At 69.1% G+C, this 17,659-nt stretch carries 18 protein-coding genes and 1 pseudogene; 4 read left to right on the top strand and 15 right to left on the bottom strand.

Annotation, left to right across the window (positions count from 1 at the left end; all coding sequences use genetic code 11):
- Positions 1 to 175 precede the first annotated feature (175 nt).
- The 4 genes from BFN01_RS15535 to dusB are packed head-to-tail and all read right to left on the bottom strand — an operon-like array spanning position 176 to position 4,752.
- Entirely contained in the window at positions 176 to 313 is a 138-nt protein-coding gene (locus BFN01_RS15535; RefSeq protein WP_177243870.1) for a hypothetical protein, read from the bottom strand.
- A 35-nt stretch (positions 314 to 348) separates the two neighbouring features.
- Entirely contained in the window at positions 349 to 2,202 is a 1,854-nt protein-coding gene (gene dnaG, locus BFN01_RS12940; RefSeq protein ID WP_071644758.1) for a DNA primase, read from the bottom strand.
- Positions 2,202 to 3,572 carry a deoxyguanosinetriphosphate triphosphohydrolase gene (locus BFN01_RS12935; protein WP_071644757.1) on the bottom strand — a complete coding sequence of 457 codons (1,371 nt, stop codon included), beginning with the start codon at positions 3,570 to 3,572 and terminating at the stop codon, positions 2,202 to 2,204. The genes dnaG and BFN01_RS12935 overlap by 1 nt, the downstream gene beginning before the upstream one ends.
- Positions 3,562 to 4,752, bottom strand: coding sequence for a tRNA dihydrouridine synthase DusB (gene dusB, locus BFN01_RS12930; protein WP_071644756.1), 1,191 nt, complete (start codon positions 4,750 to 4,752; stop codon positions 3,562 to 3,564). Before dusB ends, BFN01_RS12935 begins: the two co-directional genes overlap by 11 nt.
- A gap of 60 nt (positions 4,753 to 4,812) precedes the next feature.
- Here dusB and BFN01_RS12925 point away from each other — a divergent pair, with 60 nt between their 5' ends.
- Positions 4,813 to 5,316 (top strand): glutathione peroxidase, encoded by a 504-nt coding sequence (locus tag BFN01_RS12925; RefSeq protein WP_071644755.1) that lies wholly within the window; start codon positions 4,813 to 4,815, stop codon positions 5,314 to 5,316.
- On the opposite strand, the gene BFN01_RS12920 is transcribed toward BFN01_RS12925, so the two are convergent.
- Positions 5,317 to 5,985 (bottom strand): DsbA family protein, encoded by a 669-nt coding sequence (locus BFN01_RS12920; protein ID WP_071644754.1) that lies wholly within the window; start codon positions 5,983 to 5,985, stop codon positions 5,317 to 5,319.
- A gap of 56 nt (positions 5,986 to 6,041) precedes the next feature.
- Between BFN01_RS12920 and BFN01_RS12915 the strand changes: the two genes are divergently transcribed.
- The gene (locus BFN01_RS12915) at positions 6,042 to 6,614 is read left to right on the top strand and encodes an AAA family ATPase (RefSeq protein ID WP_071644753.1); all 573 of its coding nucleotides are present in this window, start codon (positions 6,042 to 6,044) and stop codon (positions 6,612 to 6,614) included.
- Between the two features lie 55 nt (positions 6,615 to 6,669).
- Positions 6,670 to 8,298: an HNH endonuclease signature motif containing protein gene (locus BFN01_RS12910; protein WP_071644752.1), complete on the top strand. Its 1,629-nt coding sequence runs from the start codon at positions 6,670 to 6,672 to the stop codon at positions 8,296 to 8,298.
- Between the two features lie 76 nt (positions 8,299 to 8,374).
- On the opposite strand, the gene BFN01_RS12905 is transcribed toward BFN01_RS12910, so the two are convergent.
- Positions 8,375 to 9,178, bottom strand: a complete 804-nt coding sequence (locus BFN01_RS12905; protein WP_071644751.1) for an isoprenyl transferase — start codon at positions 9,176 to 9,178, stop codon at positions 8,375 to 8,377.
- The gene (gene recO, locus BFN01_RS12900; RefSeq protein WP_071644750.1) at positions 9,175 to 9,918 is read right to left on the bottom strand and encodes a DNA repair protein RecO; all 744 of its coding nucleotides are present in this window, start codon (positions 9,916 to 9,918) and stop codon (positions 9,175 to 9,177) included. The genes BFN01_RS12905 and recO overlap by 4 nt, the downstream gene beginning before the upstream one ends.
- Positions 9,919 to 9,954: 36 nt before the next feature.
- Between recO and BFN01_RS12895 the strand changes: the two genes are divergently transcribed.
- The gene (locus tag BFN01_RS12895) at positions 9,955 to 10,641 is read left to right on the top strand and encodes a trimeric intracellular cation channel family protein (protein WP_071644749.1); all 687 of its coding nucleotides are present in this window, start codon (positions 9,955 to 9,957) and stop codon (positions 10,639 to 10,641) included.
- A gap of 16 nt (positions 10,642 to 10,657) precedes the next feature.
- On the opposite strand, the gene leuA is transcribed toward BFN01_RS12895, so the two are convergent.
- The 8 genes and pseudogenes from leuA to BFN01_RS15920 form a co-directional block, all read right to left on the bottom strand.
- Positions 10,658 to 12,412 (bottom strand): 2-isopropylmalate synthase, encoded by a 1,755-nt coding sequence (gene leuA, locus BFN01_RS12890; RefSeq protein WP_071644748.1) that lies wholly within the window; start codon positions 12,410 to 12,412, stop codon positions 10,658 to 10,660.
- Positions 12,413 to 12,619: 207 nt separating this feature from the next.
- Positions 12,620 to 13,522, bottom strand: coding sequence for a GTPase Era (gene era, locus BFN01_RS12885; RefSeq protein ID WP_083428810.1), 903 nt, complete (start codon positions 13,520 to 13,522; stop codon positions 12,620 to 12,622).
- On the bottom strand, positions 13,515 to 14,807 hold the full coding sequence (locus BFN01_RS12880; protein WP_071644746.1) for a hemolysin family protein: 1,293 nt from the start codon (positions 14,805 to 14,807) through the stop codon (positions 13,515 to 13,517). The genes era and BFN01_RS12880 overlap by 8 nt, the downstream gene beginning before the upstream one ends.
- Positions 14,804 to 15,262, bottom strand: a complete 459-nt coding sequence (gene ybeY / locus BFN01_RS12875; RefSeq protein ID WP_071644745.1) for an rRNA maturation RNase YbeY — start codon at positions 15,260 to 15,262, stop codon at positions 14,804 to 14,806. The genes BFN01_RS12880 and ybeY overlap by 4 nt, the downstream gene beginning before the upstream one ends.
- Positions 15,259 to 16,284: a PhoH family protein gene (locus BFN01_RS12870; protein WP_083428811.1), complete on the bottom strand. Its 1,026-nt coding sequence runs from the start codon at positions 16,282 to 16,284 to the stop codon at positions 15,259 to 15,261. Before BFN01_RS12870 ends, ybeY begins: the two co-directional genes overlap by 4 nt.
- Before the next feature lie 85 nt (positions 16,285 to 16,369).
- The gene (locus tag BFN01_RS12865) at positions 16,370 to 16,717 is read right to left on the bottom strand and encodes an HIT domain-containing protein (RefSeq protein WP_071644744.1); all 348 of its coding nucleotides are present in this window, start codon (positions 16,715 to 16,717) and stop codon (positions 16,370 to 16,372) included.
- Between the two features lie 14 nt (positions 16,718 to 16,731).
- A complete protein-coding gene (locus BFN01_RS12860; RefSeq protein ID WP_071644743.1) occupies positions 16,732 to 17,460 on the bottom strand; it encodes a 16S rRNA (uracil(1498)-N(3))-methyltransferase in 729 nt (242 codons plus the stop codon).
- A gap of 32 nt (positions 17,461 to 17,492) precedes the next feature.
- Positions 17,493 to 17,659: pseudogene (locus BFN01_RS15920) on the bottom strand (molecular chaperone DnaJ); the annotation flags it as partial.

The raw sequence follows: 17,659 nt of genomic DNA, 5'->3' as shown, positions 1-17,659 counted from the left end.
ATGATTGAGTTTGTTAATTTCATGAGCTCTGGTATTGTTTAATAATGAGTCATTTTTTTGCAGAATGTTAAGTAGAGTTTCTAGTGCACTAGATTATTTAATTTGTGAGATATATTTATCCCGTAATTTGCGTAGTTACATGTGTTTTAGAATGTGATCCGGCAGCCACCGAGATCTACACCCTAGAGTTCGTCGGCAGCGTCAGATGTGTATAAGAGACAGCGCCGTCGACCGCGCGGGTCGTTCCGCCGTGCCCGATCCGGTCGATGACCAGGTCGTGGCAGTCGATCGCGAACTCGCTGTCGGCAGGCATACCGTCCATCCTGCCGGTTCCGCGAGCGAAAGCGCTCAGGACTCGGTGAACCGCAGCCGCTCGGCATCCACATCGCGCAGGCGCATGCGCAGCGCACGGCCGCCGTCCGAGTCGGCCGGCACCCGCTGCACGGCACCCAGCAGCTCCTGCTTTTCGCGCTCGATGCTGCGCAGGATCAGCCGCCGGCACAGGTCAGCCGACGAGGCGAGTGCGCCCTCGTCGTCGCGTGCCGGGAACGGCATCATCAGCAGCTCCCCCGCGAGGCTGCGGTACGGCTCGCGAACGCTGTCCGCCGCCGCCGTCGCCCAGCCGACGCGGGTGCGATCGCCGACCGACGCCACGGCGTCGCGCACCGCGTCCAGCGCCGGATGCCGGAACGGCTCGCTCAGCGCACGCGCGAGCACCTCCTGGTCGAGTCGGTGACCGTACTGCAGCACGCCCATCAGCGCATCGCGCTCGAGCGCGACCTCGGGCGTGCGCGGCAGGTCCACCAGGCGAACCCGTGTGGTGCTCTCGACGCCGTCCCCGGCGGGCGGCGGCTGCTGACGCTGTGCGGGCTGCTCGCGTTCTCCGCGTGCCGCGCGCTGCACCTGCTGGTGCACGGCCGTGGGGTCCATCCCGAGTCGGCGGGCGAGCACCCGCTCGTATCCGGGGCGCAGCAGCTCGTCGCGGATCTCGGCGACGATCGGCGCTGCGGCACGCAGGGCACCGACCTGCCCCTCGACGGTCGAGAGGTCGTAGCCGGCGAGCTTGCGGTCGATCGCGAACTCGAACATCGGCACCTTGGCATCCATCAACCCGCGCACAGCGGCATCGCCGCGCTGCAGACGCATGTCGCACGGATCGAGGCCGTCGGGCGCGACGGCCACGAAAGTCTGCGCGGTGAAGCGGGAGTCCTCGCTGAACGCGCGCAGGGCCGCCTTCTGTCCCGCTTCGTCGCCGTCGAACGTGAACACCACCTCGCCCGCCGCCGAGTCGTCGCCCATCACCCGGCGAAGCACCTTGATGTGCTCCGCACCGAACGCGGTGCCACAGGTCGCGATCGCCGTCGTGACGCCGGCGAGATGGCACGCCATCACATCCGTGTACCCCTCGACGACGACGACGCGACGCGGGTCACCCCTGCTGATGTCGCGCTTGGCCAGGTCGAGCCCGTAGAGCACCTGCGCCTTCTTGTAGATCGGCGTCTCGGGGGTGTTCAGGTACTTCGGCCCCTGGTCGTCGTCGTAGAGCTTGCGCGCGCCGAACCCGATCGTCTGACCGGTGACGTCGCGGATCGGCCAGACGACTCGGCCACGGAACCGGTCGTAGACGCCGCGCTGGCCGGCCGAGACGAGACCGGCCGCCGTGAGCTCATCGCGCGTGAACCCCTGTGCGCTCAGCGCCTTGAGCATGTTGTCCCACCCGCGCGGCGCGTAGCCGACGCCGAAATGGGCGGCGGCGCCCGCATCGAACCCGCGCTCGCCGAGGAAGCGCCGCGCGCTCTCCGCCTCGGGGCTGAGCAGCTGCGACCGGAAGTACTCCCCCGCCGCGGTGTTGGCGGCGTACAGCCGGCTGCGGCCGCTGGTCTCCGGCGCGGCCCCGCCGTCTTCGTAATGCAGCGAGTAGCCGACGCGGGCGGCGAGCCGCTCGACGGCCTCGGTGAAGCTCACGTGATCCATCTCGCGCAGGAACGAGTAGACGTCTCCCGAGGCGCCGCAGCCGAAGCAGTGGTAATAGCCGACCTGCGGGCGCACGTGGAAGCTCGGGCTCTTCTCGTCGTGGAACGGACACAGGCCCTTGAGCGATCCGACGCCGGCAGACTTCAGCGCGACGCGCTCCCCCACGATGTCGGCGATGTTCGTGCGGGTCTTGACCTCCTCGACGTCCGCCTGCAGGATGCGCGGCATCAGACGGCCCCTTCGACGACCACCCGGGATTCAGCTCGGTGGCGCACCCCGGGCCGGGCGTGACGCGGTGACCAGATCCCCACCTCGGCGGGATCGATCTCGCCGACGAGACGGTTGTGCCAGTCGACGGCGGTCTGGTCGGTCAGGCTCGCGATCTGGTCGACGACCACCCGGGCGCGCTGCGCATCGGAGTCCGCCGCGAGGAAATCCGCCGAGAACGCGGGCTCCAGCACGTCCGCTCCCGCCGACCACAGGGCATCGGTCGACCACAGCGCGTCGGCCAGTCGCTGCAGCACGCGACGCTGCTCCTTGTACACGCCCTTCCGGGCGTCGATCGTGACGATGGCCTGACCCATGATGCCCTTGAGTACGGCGATCTCGGTCTCGACCTCACGAGGGATCACGACGTGCGCGCTGTACCGCGCGAGCGTCTCACCCGGGTACGCCGCCCGTGTCGCGGCCACCGAGCCGCGCGCGAAGCGCCCGATCATGTCGCTCGTGAGGTTCTTCAGCCGGGCGAGGTCACGACGCGATCGGTCGAACGAGCGCATCCACATCGTCTCGCGGGTGAGTCGGTAGAGCGCGTCGGCCAGCTCGTCGCGGGTGTAGTCGTACCCGACCCACTGCTGGATGCGGCCGACGAGGGGGTGGTGCTCGACCGGATCCGACAGCTGCGCCACATCGACGTAGCCGTTCACGATCGCGTCCTCGAAGTCGTGCACCGAGTAGGCGATGTCGTCGGACAGATCCATGATCTCGGCCTCGATGCACCGCTCGCGACCCGGGGCTCCGTCGCGCATCCACCGGAAGACCGGCTCGTCCTCGGGGTACACGCCGAACTTCAGCCGCCCGCCCGGGTCCGGCACGGGCTCGTCGACGGTCCACGGGTACTTGCAGGTCGCGTCGAGGCTGGCGCGGGTGAGGTTGAGCCCGACGGAGTGATCGCTGTCGTCGAGCACCTTGGCCTCGAGGCGGGTCAGGATGCGCAGCGACTGCGCGTTGCCCTCGAAGCCGCCGATGTCCTCCGCCCACTCGTTCAGGGCGCGTTCGCCGTTGTGCCCGAACGGCGGATGCCCGAGGTCGTGGCTCAGGCAGGCCGTGTCGACCACGTCGGCCGAGACGCCCAGGGCGCTGGCGAGCTCGCGGCCGACCTGGGCGACCTCGAGGGAGTGCGTGAGCCGGTTCCGCGCGAAGTCGGCGGTGCTGGCCGGACTGAGCACCTGGGTCTTCGCCGCGAGGCGCCGAAGCGCCGCGGAGTGCAGCACGCGTGCGCGGTCGCGGGAGAAGTGGTCGCGCTCGGACCGATGGGTCTCCGCGAAGAAGCGCTCGGCGTCATGCTCGTCGTAGCCGTGCACGAGGTCAGCCGCCATCGTTCTCGGTCTCCGCTCCGCGCATCATGTCGCCGACGCCCTCGCCGATCTCGCGCGAGTCGAGCCAGCCCTCGGGCAGGGCGGTTCGCTTGGGCGAACCGGCGCGCCCGCGCTGGCCCTCCGCACCGACGCCGGGGTACGGCGCGTCGCCGATCGTGCCGAGCAGGTCGTCGATCTCCTGGAGGGTGGATGCCCGCGCCAGCGCGGCGCGCAGCTCGCCGCCCACCGGGTAGCCCTTGAAATACCAGGCGACGTGCTTGCGGATGTCCTTGCAGCCGCGATCCTCGTCCTCGAAGAACTCCACCAGCAGCTCCGCGTGCCGGCGGAAGGCGTCCTTGACGAAGCCGAGCGTCGCGTCGACGACGGGTGCGGGCTCGCCACCCGGCTGGGCAGAAGGTCCGAGGGCCGCGGCGAGTTCGCCGAACAGCCACGGCCGGCCCAGGCATCCGCGACCGACGACCACGCCGTCGCAGCCGGTCTCCTCCATCATCCGCACCGCGTCGGCGGCCGACCAGATGTCTCCGTTGCCCAGCACGGGGATGCTGGTGACCGCCTGCTTGAGCTCGCCGATGGCGCTCCAGTCGGCGTGGCCGGAGTAGTACTCCGAGGCCGTGCGCGCGTGCAGCGCGACGGCGGCCGCACCGGCATCCTCCGCCGCCCGGCCGGCGTCGATGAAGGTGAGGTGGTCTTTGTTGATGCCCTTGCGCATCTTCACGGTCAGCGGCACGTCGCCCGCCGCCTTCACCGCCCGCTGGACGATGTCGGAGAACAGGCCGATCTTCCACGGCAGCGCGGCGCCGCCGCCCTTGCGGGTGACCTTGGGAACCGGGCAGCCGAAGTTCAGGTCGATGTGATCGGCGCGATCCTCGGCCACGATGATCCGCACGGCCTCGGCGATCGTCGCGGGATCGACGCCGTAGAGCTGGATCGACCGGGCGGTCTCGCTCTCGTGATGCTGGATGAGTCGCATCGTGATGGCGTTGCGCTCGACGAGCGCGCGCGAGGTGATCATCTCGCTCACGTACAGGCCTGCGCCGTACTCCCGGCACAGCCGGCGGAATGCCGTGTTCGTGATACCCGCCATCGGGGCCAGCACCACCGGGGTGTCCAGTGCGATCGGGCCGATGCGCAGAGCGGGGGCCGGGGCGGTGTCGAGAGCGGAGTCAGGGGCGATAGTCATGTCTTGTCCATTCTCCCAGACGGCGGCCGGACCAGGGCACCGCGCGTTTAGGCTGTGGAGATGGCCGATGCGACCCTGCGACAGATCCCGTTCACCGACACCGAGGGCGCCTCGAAGACTCTCGACGACATCGGCGCAGACGTGCTGCTGGTGGTGAACGTCGCGTCGAAGTGCGGGCTCACTCCGCAGTACACGCAGCTCGAGCAGCTGCAGCAGCGCTACGCCGATCGCGGTTTCAGCGTCATCGGCTTCCCCTGCAACCAGTTCTTCGGTCAGGAGCCGGGGTCGATCGAGAAGATCCTCGAGTTCTGCTCGACCAGCTACGGCGTCACCTTCCCGATCAACGACAAGGTCAAGGTCAACGGACGCAGCGCGCACGACCTCTACAAGGCTCTGAAGGAGACTCCGGATGCCGATGGCAGGGCCGGCCGGGTGGAGTGGAACTTCGAGAAGTTCCTGGTCGGCGCGGACGGGTCGGTGCAGCGCTTCCGCCCGAAGCAGCTCCCGGACTCCGTCGAGATCGTCTCGGCGATCGAGACGGCTCTGACGGAGGCGGGTCGCTGATCAGCTCGCGGCGCTCTTCTGCGCCCACACGTCGCGGATGACGTTCTCGAACGCCTCGGGAGGCTGGGCACCGCTCACGCCGTACTGGCCGTCGATGACGAAGAACGGCACGCCGTTGATGCCGTAGGCGCGCGCCTGCGCCTGATCTGCGCGGACGGCGTCGAGGTAGGCGCTCGATTCGAGCGCTGAGCGCGCCTCGGCGGCATCCAACCCGACCTCCTCGGCCAGGGCGACCAGATCATCGACACGACCCACGTGCCTGCCCTCGGTGAAGTAGGCCGACATGAGCCTCTCCTCCATCTCGTGCTGCAGGCCCTTCGCCTTCGCGAAGTGCAGCAGCTCGTGCGCCTTGACGGTGTTCGTGTGCTGCAGCAGATCGAAACGGTACTCCAGCCCCGCCGCCGCGGCGACGCTCGTCACCTGCCCGAGCATCTGCTCGACCTGCTCGCGCGGCATGCCCTTGTGCCCGGCGAGGAAGTCGATCTCGTCGCCGTCGAAGTCGACGGGGGTGTCGGGCGAGAGCTCGAACGAGTGGAAGGTGATCCGCACCTGCGGCGCGTCGTCATCGCCGGCGGTCGCGGCGAGCCCCTTCTCGAGGTTGCGCTTGCCGATGTAGCACCAGGGGCAGGCGATGTCGGACCAGATGTCGATGGAGATGGGTTCGCTCACATGGGTGACAACCGCATGCCCCGGTGCGCATATTCCCGATCGACTAGCCTTCTCGGGTGCTGACTGCCGAAGACGCCCTCCCTCTGCGACCGTCGCGGGTGCTGATCGCCGGAGTGACGGGATCAGGCAAGACCACGCTCGCGCGGCGCCTCGCCGTGATCTGGAACCTGCGTCACGTCGAGCTCGACGCCCTGTTCCACGGGCCGGAGTGGACACCTCGGCCCGAGTTCCTCGACGACGTGCGGGCGTTCGCCGCCGATGAGCGCTGGATCACCGAGTGGCAGTACACGAGCAGGGGCACAGAGGCGGTGCTCGCTCCTCGCGCAGAGCTCGTGCTGTGGCTCGATTATCCGTACCGCGTGGTGCGCACGCGGCTCGTGCGCCGCACGGTCGCTCGGCAGGTGCTGAGGACCGAGCTGTGGAACGGCAACCGGGAGCGCGGGATCTCGAACATGTTCCGGCGCGACCCCGAGGAGAACCTCCTGCTGTGGCAGACAAGAACTCTGCACAAGTGGACGGAGCGGATGCCGGATGTCGAACGGCGGCATCCGCATCTGACGATCGTGCGCTTCCGCCATCCGCGCGAGACGGAGCGCTGGCTCGCGCGGCTCGCCGTCGCCGATTCCTGAGCGCCCGCTCTGCCTGCGACAACTGAATGTCGGAGGTATGTTCTACCGTTCTCGTATGGCCACCACATCGATTGATCCGTTCGCCCGGCAGCGCGAGCTGTTGGACGAGTGGCTCGATGTGCGCGCCGAGATCAACCGCCTCCAGGCGCGGGCGGCGACGCTGTTGGCTCAGCGCGTGGAGGTGATGGATGCCGATGTCGCCACCGCCCCGATGCATCGTGAGGCGATCCGCCGGTCGATGGTGGCGGAGTACTCCGCAGCCGGGAGGATGGCGAAGGGCGCCGTCGAGCAGGCATTCTCGGACGCCCGCGCACTGCGCGATGACTTCCCGAACCCGCGCGCGTCGTACGCCGCCGGGCGGATCGGCGCGGCGCATGTGCGCGAGATCCTCCGTGCGGCGGGCCCACTGGTCCAGGCGCGCAGCGACGGTACGGCGACCGAGGCGCAGTGGGCGCTGTACGAGGCGGCAGCACTGGAGTTCGCCGAGACCGAAGCCCCGGCCCGAACTCGGGCTCACGTGCGGCAGCTCGTCGCGGCGCTCGCGCCGCAGACAGTGGCCGAGCGGCACCGCGCGGCGACCGCTCAGCAGGTGGTGAGCGTGCGGGAGCTCGACGATGAGATGTCTCTGCTGCAGGCGATCATGCCCACGTACAAGGCCGTCGCCCTCCTCGACCGTCTCACCACGATGGCCCGCACGCAGCGACAGCATCCCGAGAACCGCACTCCCACCCTCCCCTCCGACGTCGAGGCCGATCTCGAGTTCGAGGCCGCTCGCGCCGCGGCCGCAGCGGCGGCCGCCGAGGCCACCGCGGTTGCCACCGGGGCGATCTCCGGAACCGGCGACACCTGCGCCACCGACCCGTTCGACCCGTTCGACCTGTTCGATGTCCCGGGGGCGTGGGAGGCGCACGACGACGCGATGGAGCGCATCATCGCGGCGGGTCCCACCGTCGTCCAGATCCCGACCGACAGCCGCGCGCTGGACGAGATCCGCACCGAACTGCTCAGCGACCTCCTGCTCAGCGCAGCACCGAGCGCGATCATGGGCACCGGTCTCGAGAACATCCACGCCCGCATCCAGGTCACGGTCGCCGCGACCACCCTCGCCGGTGTCGACGAGACCCCCGCCCAGCTCGACGGCCATGGCACCCTGCACCCCGACACTGCCCGTCGACTCGCCGGGCAGTCCACCGGATGGACCCGTCTGTTCCTCGACCCGACCGGATTCGTCACCGAAACCGACACCTACACCCCGACCGAGCCGATGCGCCGATACCTGCGCGCCCGCGATCAGCACTGCCGTTTCCCCGGCTGCCGCATGCCCGTCCACCGCTGCGAATCCGACCACACCATCGACTGGGCCCGCGGCGGCCCCACCCGCACCGACAACCTCGCCTACCTCTGCCTCACCCACCATGCTCTGAAGCATCCGGACATACCGGCGCAGTTCCGCTGGACTGCCCGTCAGCTGCCCGACTGGTCGCTCGAGTGGACCAGCCCCTCCGGGCGCACCCACCTCGACCCGCCGCCTCGCCGCGTCATGTTCGTGCCCACCGGGCCCTGGCCACCCGACACGTGTGATCCGGCACGGTCCGAGCCACCCGACACGCACGTCGACTGGCCGGCGCGTGGCGACTGGGCCGCCCACGACGAGACGCCACCCTGGGAGGCGACTGACACCTGAGCCGCGCAGGTCAGGCGCAGGCTGCTACCAGCCGCGTCAGGCAGCAGGCTGCTGCCAGCCGCCTCAGGCAGCCGCGTCAGGCGGGCGCGTCGGGCGCGTCCACGGCTCCCCCGAAGCGGCGATCCCGCGCCAGGTAGATCTCGATCGCCCGCCACAGCTCCTCGCGGGAGAAGTCCGGCCAGAGCGTGTCGAGGAAGACCATCTCGGCGTACGCGGCCTGCCAGAGCAGGAAGTTCGACGTGCGCTGCTCCCCCGAGCTGCGCAGGAACAGATCGACGTCGGGCATGTCCGGCACGTACAGGTGCCTGCGGATCTGCTTCTCGGTGATGGCGCTCGGGCGCATCCGCCCCGCCTTCACCTCTTCCGCCATGGCCCGCATCGCGTCGACGAGCTCGACGCGGCCGCCGTAGTTCACGCACATGGTGAGGGTGAGCCCGTCGTTGTCCTTGGTGAGCTGCTCGGCGAACTGCAGCTCCTTGATGACCGATCCCCACAGGCGCGGCGTGCGCCCGGCCCAGCGCACCCGCACGCCCCACTCGTTGAGCTGATCGCGCCGCCGATGCAGCACGTCGCGGTTGTAGCCCATCAGGAAGCGCACCTCCTCCGGCGAGCGGGCCCAGTTCTCGGTGGAGAACGCGTAGACCGACAGGTGCTTCACCCCCGCCTGGATGGCGCCGGCCACGACATCGAGCAGCACCTCCTCGCCGGCCTTGTGACCCTCGACACGGCTGAGGCCGCGGCGGTTGGCCCAGCGTCCGTTCCCGTCCATCACGATCGCGACATGCTCCGGCACGGCCGGGAACGCCGGCGGAGTCCTGCCCGTCCAGTCGAGCGGGCGGAACGGCACCGCGTCCTTGTGCGTGTAGGGCTTCGGGGTCACCGTGCTCCAATGCTCGACGGGTGGGTGACGTGCTCGAGGGAGCGGATGCCGCGCTCGAGATGCCACTGGGCGTATGCGGCGACCGTGCCGGACGCGGCTGCCATGTCGGCCGGAGCTGCGGCATCCACCATCGTCCAGTCGCCGCCGATCAGCGCCCGCAGCAGCGCCAGCGACGAAAACGAGATCCGCGGGCTGCCGGCGGGGGCGCACGCGTCGCAGACCGACCCGCCCAGCTGCGCCCCGAAATGCCGGTGCGGGCCCGGCGCGCCGCATCGGGCGCAGTCATCGAGAGCCGGAGCCCAGCCCGACAGGGCCATGACGCGAAGCAGGTAGGAGTCCAGGATGCTGCGGGCGGCATGCTCGCCGCGCGAGAGCGACCGCAGCCCCCCGACGAGCAGCAGATACTGCTCAGCGGTCGCCTCGGCCTCGTTGAGCCGGTCGGCGGTCTCGACCATCGCACTGGCCGCGGTGAAGCGCTCGTAGTCGACCGCGATGTCGGCCCCGTAGGCGCCCAGCGACTCGGCCTGCTGCACGATGTCGAGCGATCGCCCCTTGTACATCTGCACATCGGCGACCATGAACGGCTCGAGCCGGGAGCCGAACTTCGACGAGGTGCGCCGCACGCCCTTCGCGACCGCGCGGATCTTTCCGTTGCGCCGTGACAGCATCGTGACGATGCGATCGGCCTCACCCAGCTTGTGGGTGCGCAGGATCACCGCTTCGTCTCGATAGGTGGGCACCCCTCGATTATCTCCCGGGCACGAGAGAATGGACGGGTGACGGAACCGCTCTTCACCATCCCGCTCTGGGCTGATCTGCTCGGCGTCGGGCTCGGCGGCATCCAGGGGGCGATGTTCGCCTCCGGCTTCCAGGGTCAGCGCCGCCTCGACTGGCTCGGCGTCGCGATCATCGGCATCATGATCGGCATGGGCGGCGGTCTCATCCGCGACCTGCTGATCGGTCAGCCCCCCGCGACCCTGCAGAACGACTGGTACCTCATCACCGCGACCGGTGCGGCGCTGTTCGGGATGCTGCTCGCCGGCGTGCTGAACCGCATCAACACCCTGATCGTCGTCCTCGATGCCGCCGTGATCGGCATGTTCGGCGCGTTCGGCGTCAGCAAGGCGATCGCATTCGGGATCCCTCCCGTTCCCGCGGTCTTCATCGGCGTGTGCGCGGCCGTCGGCGGCGGGGTGCTGCGCGATGTGCTGATGGGTCTGCCCGTCGCGATCATGCACGTCGGCTCGCTCTACGCCGTGGCAGCGGGCGCCGGATGCACGGCCATCATCATCCTGAACGCCTTCGACGTCTCGATCACGCTCGCCGCGGTGATCGGGATCGTCGTTACCGCCGTGATCCGGGTGCTCGCCGTCGTGTTCGACGTGTCGCTGCCCGAGCAGCGCCGCCTGTACCGCCGCAAGGTGGCCACCGAGACGGGCATGATCCCGATCATCAAGCCGTGATCGGGATCATGCGCGCTCAGACTCCGGCGAGCTCGGCCTCGCGGGTGCGGATCGAGCGGTTCACGCACGAGACGATCGCCTTGAGCGACGCCGTCGAGATGTCGCCGTCGATGCCGACGCCCCAGAGCCGCTGGTCGTCGACCTGCAGCTCGACGTAGGCGGCCGCCTGCGCGTCGCCGCCGGTGGAGAGCGTGTGCTCGACGTAGTCGTACAGCGAGATCTCGAAGCCGCGTTCGCGCAGCACCTCGATGAACGCCGCGATCGGGCCGTTGCCCCGACCGGACGCCTGCTCGCTGGTCTCCCCGTCGCGCAGCACGACGTCGAGCGCGACCTCCCCCGACATGTCGCTGCGGGTCTGCGTGCCGAGCAGCTCGAAACGACCCCACTTCGCGCTCTCGTCGTCGGACGGCAGGTACTCGTCGTGGAAGATCGACCAGATCTGCTCGCTGGTGACCTCGCCGCCCTCGGCATCCGTCTTCGCCTGCACCACACCCGAGAACTCGATCTGCAGCTTGCGCGGCAGGTCGAGCGCGTGGTCGGTCTTCAGCAGGTAGGCGACGCCGCCCTTGCCCGACTGCGAGTTGACGCGGATGACGGCCTCGTACGAACGGCCGAGGTCCTTCGGGTCGACCGGCAGGTAGGGCACGCCCCACTCGATCTCGTCGACCGATACGCCCTGGTCCGCGGCCTTCGCGGCCATGGCCTCGAACCCCTTCTTGATCGCGTCCTGGTGCGATCCGCTGAACGCGGTGAAGACGAGGTCGCCCGCCCACGGGCTGCGCTCGGGCACGGGCAGCTGGTTGCAGTACTCGACCGTGCGCTTGACCTGGTCGATGTCGCTGAAGTCGATCTGCGGGTCGATGCCCTGCGTGAACAGGTTGATGCCCAGCGCCACCAGGTCGACGTTCCCGGTGCGCTCGCCGTTGCCGAACAGGCATCCCTCGATGCGGTCGGCGCCGGCGAGATACCCGAGCTCGGCCGCGGCGATCGCGGTGCCGCGGTCGTTGTGCGGGTGCAGCGACAGGATCACGTTCTCGCGGTGGGCCAGGTGGCGGTTCATCCACTCGATCGAGTCGGCGTACACGTTGGGCGAGGCCATCTCGACGGTCGCCGGCAGGTTGATGATGACCTTGCGGGCTGGCGTCGGCTCGAGCACGTCGAGCACGGCGTTGCAGACCTCCACGGCGTACTCCAGCTCGGTGCCCGTGTAGCTCTCCGGCGAGTACTCGTAGTAGACCTGCGTGTCGGGGATGCGCTTCTCGAACTGCCGGCACAGACGCGCGCCTTCCAGGGCGATCTGCTTGACGCCTTCACGATCGGAGCGGAAGACGACCTCGCGCTGCAGCACGCTCGTGGAGTTGTAGAAGTGCACGATGGCCTGCTTGGCCCCGGTGATGGCCTCGTAGGTGCGCTCGATCAGGTGCTCACGGCACTGCGTCAGCACCTGGATCGTGACGTCGTCGGGGATGAGGTCCTCTTCGATCAGCTGCCGCACGAAGTCGAAGTCGGTCTGGCTGGCCGACGGGAAGCCGACCTCGATCTCCTTGTACCCCATGCTCACGAGCAGCTCGAACATCACGCGCTTGCGCTCGGGCGACATGGGGTCGATGAGCGCCTGATTACCGTCGCGCAGATCCACCGCGCACCAGCGCGGCGCTTCGGTGATCCGCTTCGACGGCCAGGTGCGGTCTTCGAGATCGATGCGGATCTGCTCGTGGAAGGGACGGTACTTGTGCACCGGCATCGAGGAGGGCTTCTGGTTGTTCTTCATGATGGGGCTGCTTCTCTTCGTCGGAAAACGTGCTCGGGCCAACACAAGCGCCGCGACGAGAGAGGCCCGATTGTCAGGACTCGTCGCGGCAGCTAAGAAGAAGCAGACCGCCCAGAGGCATGCATCGATGCTAACACCCCGCTTGGCAGGATGCTCACCCGGGAGGCGATTCAGGCGATCGACGCGAGCTGCCCGCCCGGATGCCCCTCAGAACCCGAGCCGCCCCAGCTGCTTCGGATCGCGCTGCCACTCCTTCGCGACCTTCACATGCAGCTTCAAGAACACGCGCGTGCCGAGGAGCTCCTCGATCCCCGCGCGTGCAGCCGCGCCGACGTCGCGCAGGCGAGCGCCCTTGCGCCCGATGATGATCGCCTTCTGGCTGTCGCGTTCGACGACGATCGATGCGTGGATGTCGGTGAGGTCGCTGTCCTCCCGGGCTGCCACGTCATCGACGACGACCGCGATCGAGTGCGGCAGCTCGTCGCGCACGCCCTCCAGCGCCGCCTCGCGGATGATCTCGGCGATGCGGTCCTCATCCGACTCGTCGGTGACGATCCCCTCGTCGTAGAGGCGCGGACCGATGGGCATCAGCTGCAGCATCTCGTCGGCCAGCACGTCGAGCTGCTCGCGGGTCAGTGCCGACAGCGGGATCACGGCGGCCCAGTCCTCGCGCAGCGAGTCGACCTCCATGAGCCGCTCGACGATGTCGTCGCGGTGCGCGGCATCGGTCTTGGTCACGATCGCGACCTTCTTCGCACGAGAGTAGCCGTCCAACGACGCGGCGATGCGCCGGTCTCCTGGGCCGACCTTCTCGGTGGCCGGCACGCAGAATCCGATCACGTCGACGTCGCCGAGCACCTGCTCGACCAGGTCGTTCAGCCGCTCGCCGAGGAGCGTGCGGGGCTTGTGGATGCCGGGTGTGTCGACGATCACGAGCTGACCGTCGGGGCGGTTCAGGATGCCCCGGATCGCCCGTCGCGTGGTCTGCGGCTTCTCGCTCGTGATCGCGATCTTCTCACCCACCAGGGCGTTCGTCAGCGTCGACTTGCCGACGTTCGGTCGCCCGACGAAGGTCACGAATCCGCTGCGCGTCTTCTCTCGATCAGTCATCGCCCTGTCCTCCATCGCGTTCATCATCCCAACCCGCCGCCGCCCGCTCGACGAACACCGTCGCGATCCCGCGCCCGCGGCCGCGCGACGCCCCGCCGGTGAGCACGAGGCCCTGCACGGTCACCGTGGCACCCGGCTGCGGGATCCGACCGAGCTCCTTCGCCAGCAGGCCGCCGATCGAATCGACGTCGTCGTCTTCGAGCTCGAGCCCGAACAGGTCGCCCACGTCTTCCAGACCGAGGCGGGAGTTGACGCGGTAGCGGCCGTCGGGCAGCTCCACCACCTCGGCCGGTCCCCGGTCGTACTCGTCCGCGATCTCGCCGACGAGCTCCTCGATGAGATCCTCGAGCGTGACCAGGCCCGAGATACCGCCGTGCTCGTCGATGACCATGCACACGTGCACCGCGTCGCGCTTCATCTGCTGAAGCAGCGTCTCGGCGCGCATCGACTCGGGCACGTAGACCGCCGGTCGCGCGATCGGCCGCACGGGCCGCCCACGCCACGCGCTCTCGTCGCGGTACGCGAACTGCACGAGGTCCTTCAGGTACAGCACACCGACGACGTCATCCGCGTCGTCGTCGACGACCGGCATGCGCGAGACGCCGGTGCGCAGAAAGAGCTCCATCGCCTCGGTGGTGGTCGCCTCGGCATCCACCGTCATCATCTCGGTGCGCGGCACCATCACCGCGCGCACGAACTGGTCGGTGAAGTCGAACACGGAGTGGATCAGGTCGCGGTCGTCCTCCTCGATGAGCAGGTTCGACGCCGCCTCGTCGACCATGCTCAGCAGCTGCTCCTCAGAGGCGAAGCTGCTGCGGCCGGTGCCCGGTGTCACGCGCTGACCGGCCGAGACGAGAGCCTGGGCGAGCGGCCCGAGCAGGATGCGCATGCCGCGCACGACGGGCGCCCAGGTGCGCAGCATCGACGTCGCGTGCAGCCGGCCGAACGAGCGGGGGCTCGATCCGACGAGCACGAACGTGATGGCCGTCATCAGCACCGCGGCCGCCAGCATCGCCCACCAGATGCTCGGCAGCAGGGCGTCGAGCGCGACGGTGACGAGCACCGCGGCCGTGGTCTCGGAGAGCACGCGCATGAACGCCACGGCGTTCACGTGCGGCGCGGGATCGGCGGCGATGCGCGCGAGGGCCTCGGCGTTGCGGCCATCGGCCGACATGTTCTCGAGGTCGCTGTTCGAGCTGACCGAGAAGGCCGCGTCGACCGCGGCCATCAGGCCGCCGAAGGCGACCAGCAGCACGGCGGCCGCGAGGAGTATCGCGGGGGTCATCGACCGCGTTCGACGCGCGCGAAGCCCTCGATCAGCGACTTCTGCAGCCCGAACATCTCACGCTCCTCGTCGGGTTCGGCGTGGTCGAAGCCGAGCAGGTGCAGCAGACCGTGCGTGGTCAGCAGGATGAGCTCGTCCATCAGCGAGTGACCGGCGGTCTGCGCCTGAGCCTCCGCGACCTGCGGGCACAGCACGATGTCTCCGAGCAGGCCGGGAGGCGTCGGGTTCTCCGGACTGCCCGGACGCAGCTCGTCCATCGGGAAGCTCAGCACGTCGGTGGGGCCCGGCTCATCCATCCACTGCACGTGCAGCGACTCCATGGCGCCCTCGTCGACGAGCACGATCGCGACCTCCGCGTCGGGGCTGACGTGCAGCTGCGCGAGGTTGAAGTCGGTGAGTCGCTGCAGCACGGTCTCGTCGACGGCGATCGCCGATTCGTTGTTGATCTCGATCACTTCAGGCCTCGCTTCGGCGTGCGGTCTCGGGGTTTCTGCGGCTGCCCGTTGCGGCGCTCGGCGCGGTTCGCGAACTGGTGCGCCTGCTCGCGCTCGACCCGCGCTGCGGTGCGCTGCTCGTCGTACTCGCTGTACGCGTCGACGATGCGGCCGACCAGCGAATGCCGCACGACGTCGTCGCTCGTCAGTCGTGAGAAGTGGATGTCGTCGATGTCGCCGAGCACCCGGGTGACCAGACGGAGTCCGGACGCACCCTGGGGCAGGTCGATCTGAGTGATGTCACCGGTGACCACCATCTTCGTGCCGAAGCCCAGGCGGGTGAGGAACATCTTCATCTGCTCGGGGGTGGTGTTCTGCGCCTCGTCGAGCACGACGAAGGAATCGTTCAGCGTGCGGCCGCGCATGTACGCGAGAGGGGCGACCTCGATGGTGCCGGTCGCCATCAGGCGCGGCACGACCTCGGGGTCCATCATCTCGTTGAGCGCGTCGTACAGCGGGCGCAGATACGGGTCGATCTTGTCGGTCAGCGAGCCCGGCAGGAACCCGAGCCTCTCCCCCGCCTCCACAGCCGGCCTGGTGAGGATGATGCGCTGCACCTCCTTGCGCTGCAGCGCCTGCACGGCCTTCGCCATCGCCAGGTAGGTCTTGCCTGTGCCGGCCGGACCGATGCCGAACACGATGGTGTTCTGCTCGATCGCGTCGACGTACTCCTTCTGACCGAGGGTCTTCGGACGGATCACCCTGCCGCGGGTCGACAGGATCGCCTCACCGAGCACCTCGCTGGGTCGGGGCCCGTCGTCGCGACGGAGGATGCGCGCGGAGTGCTCGACGTCGCTGGGCGCGAGGTCGTGGCCGGAGCGGGTCATCTCGATCAGCTCGTCGACGAGCCGCTTCGCCGCCGCGACGTCGGCGCTCGATCCGCCCAGCGTGATCTCGTTGCCGCGCACCATCACCTGCACGCTCGGATGCTGCTTCTCGAGCATCCGCAGCAGGCGGTCCTGCGGGCCGAGCAGCTGCACCATGGCGACGCCGTCGGCGAAGATGCGCTCGACGCGCTCGGGCTGCGCGGGGAATCGCGGGGGGCCGCTCTCGGCGGGTGCGCTGTCGTCAGAAGCCAACGAGCTTGCCCTCCTCGATGTTCCCGAGCACGTGCGCGTGCACGTGGAACACCGACTGCGCGGCGCTGGCGCCGTTGTTGAAGATCAGGCGGTACTCGCCGTTGGCGTGCTCGGTGGCGATCTGCTTGGCGACGGCGACCATGTCGGCCATCAGGCCGGGGTCGCCGGCGGCGAGCTCGGTGACGTCGCGGTACTGCTCGGTCTTGGGGATCACGAGTGCGTGCAGCGGAGCCTGCGGATCGATGTCGCGGATCGCGAACACGCGGTCGTTCTCGGCGAGGATGTCGCCGGGGATCTCCCCGTTCAGGATGCGGGTGAAGATCGAGGGTTCGCTCATGCCTGCAAGTCTATTCACCAGCGGCCCAGGTTGGCCGAGAGCACCGCGATCGCGGCGGGGCCGGCGGTCGAGGTGCGCAGCACCGTGTCGCCCAGGCGGACGCGTTCGGCGCCCGCCGCCTCGAGACGCTCCAGCTCGTCGGGGGCGATGCCGCCTTCGGGTCCGACCACCAGCACGAGATCGCGCCCGTCGGGACGGATGCCGGTGAGCGGCGTCTCGGTCCACGGATCGAGCACGAGCAGTCGCGCGTGCGCTGCTCGCTCGGCGAGCTGGGCGGTGGACTGCACCGCCGAGACCTCGGGGACCCAGGCGCGGTGCGCCTGCTTGGCCGCCTCGCGCACGATCGCTGCCCAGCGCTCGCGGCCCTTCGCCGCCTTCGGTCCCTCCCAGCGCGACACGCTGCGCGCGGCCTGCCACGGGATCACCTCGTCGACCCCGAGCTCGCACGCGGCCTGCACGGCCAGCTCGTCGCGGTCTCCCTTCGCGAGAGCCTGCGCGAGCACGATGCGGGTCTCGGGGCCGTCGTGCACGCGGCGCTCGGTGATCCGCACGCTCACCTGCGATGCGGTGACGTCCTCCGCCGCGCCCTCGAGCCACACACCGCGGCCGTCGCCGATCGTCACTGTCTCGCCGACGCGCACACGACGCACCAGCGACGCGTGCTTCGCCTCGGCGCCGGTGAACCGGACGAGTTCTCCGATCGCGGCGTCGGTGCAGTCGGGTACGACGAAGTGCAGGGCCATGGGGCTCCGATCGGCTGTGGTGCGGGAGTCGGTCAGTGGCTGCGGAAGCGGTCGCGCAGCTTCGAGAACAGCCCCTGCTGGAACTGGGCGAGTCTGGGGCCCGGGGCCTTCGTCTTCTTCGCGAAGTCCTCGATGAGCTTGCGCTGCGCGCCGTCGAGCTTGGTCGGCGTGCAGGTGATCACGCCGACCAAGCTCGACG

It is taken from the genome of Microbacterium sp. AR7-10 (genome assembly GCF_001878835.1).
GTDB lineage: Bacteria > Actinomycetota > Actinomycetes > Actinomycetales > Microbacteriaceae > Microbacterium > Microbacterium commune.
This window is presented reverse-complemented; position numbering and strand designations above follow the sequence as displayed.

Bases quoted from the DNA above. Each gene is read 5' to 3' on its own strand.
- BFN01_RS15535 (WP_177243870.1), bottom strand. From the start codon at position 313: ATGCCTGCCGACAGCGAGTTCGCGATCGACTGCCACGACCTGGTCATC.
- dnaG (WP_071644758.1), bottom strand. From the start codon at position 2,202: ATGCCGCGCATCCTGCAGGCGGACGTCGAGGAGGTCAAGACCCGCACG.
- BFN01_RS12935 (WP_071644757.1), bottom strand. From the start codon at position 3,572: ATGGCGGCTGACCTCGTGCACGGCTACGACGAGCATGACGCCGAGCGC.
- dusB (WP_071644756.1), bottom strand. From the start codon at position 4,752: ATGACTATCGCCCCTGACTCCGCTCTCGACACCGCCCCGGCCCCCGCT.
- BFN01_RS12925 (WP_071644755.1), top strand. From the start codon at position 4,813: ATGGCCGATGCGACCCTGCGACAGATCCCGTTCACCGACACCGAGGGC.
- BFN01_RS12910 (WP_071644752.1), top strand. From the start codon at position 6,670: ATGGCCACCACATCGATTGATCCGTTCGCCCGGCAGCGCGAGCTGTTG.
- leuA (WP_071644748.1), bottom strand. From the start codon at position 12,412: ATGAAGAACAACCAGAAGCCCTCCTCGATGCCGGTGCACAAGTACCGT.
- era (WP_083428810.1), bottom strand. From the start codon at position 13,522: ATGACTGATCGAGAGAAGACGCGCAGCGGATTCGTGACCTTCGTCGGG.
- BFN01_RS12880 (WP_071644746.1), bottom strand. From the start codon at position 14,807: ATGACCCCCGCGATACTCCTCGCGGCCGCCGTGCTGCTGGTCGCCTTC.
- BFN01_RS12870 (WP_083428811.1), bottom strand. From the start codon at position 16,284: ATGGTGCAGCTGCTCGGCCCGCAGGACCGCCTGCTGCGGATGCTCGAG.
- BFN01_RS12865 (WP_071644744.1), bottom strand. From the start codon at position 16,717: ATGAGCGAACCCTCGATCTTCACCCGCATCCTGAACGGGGAGATCCCC.
- BFN01_RS12860 (WP_071644743.1), bottom strand. From the start codon at position 17,460: ATGGCCCTGCACTTCGTCGTACCCGACTGCACCGACGCCGCGATCGGA.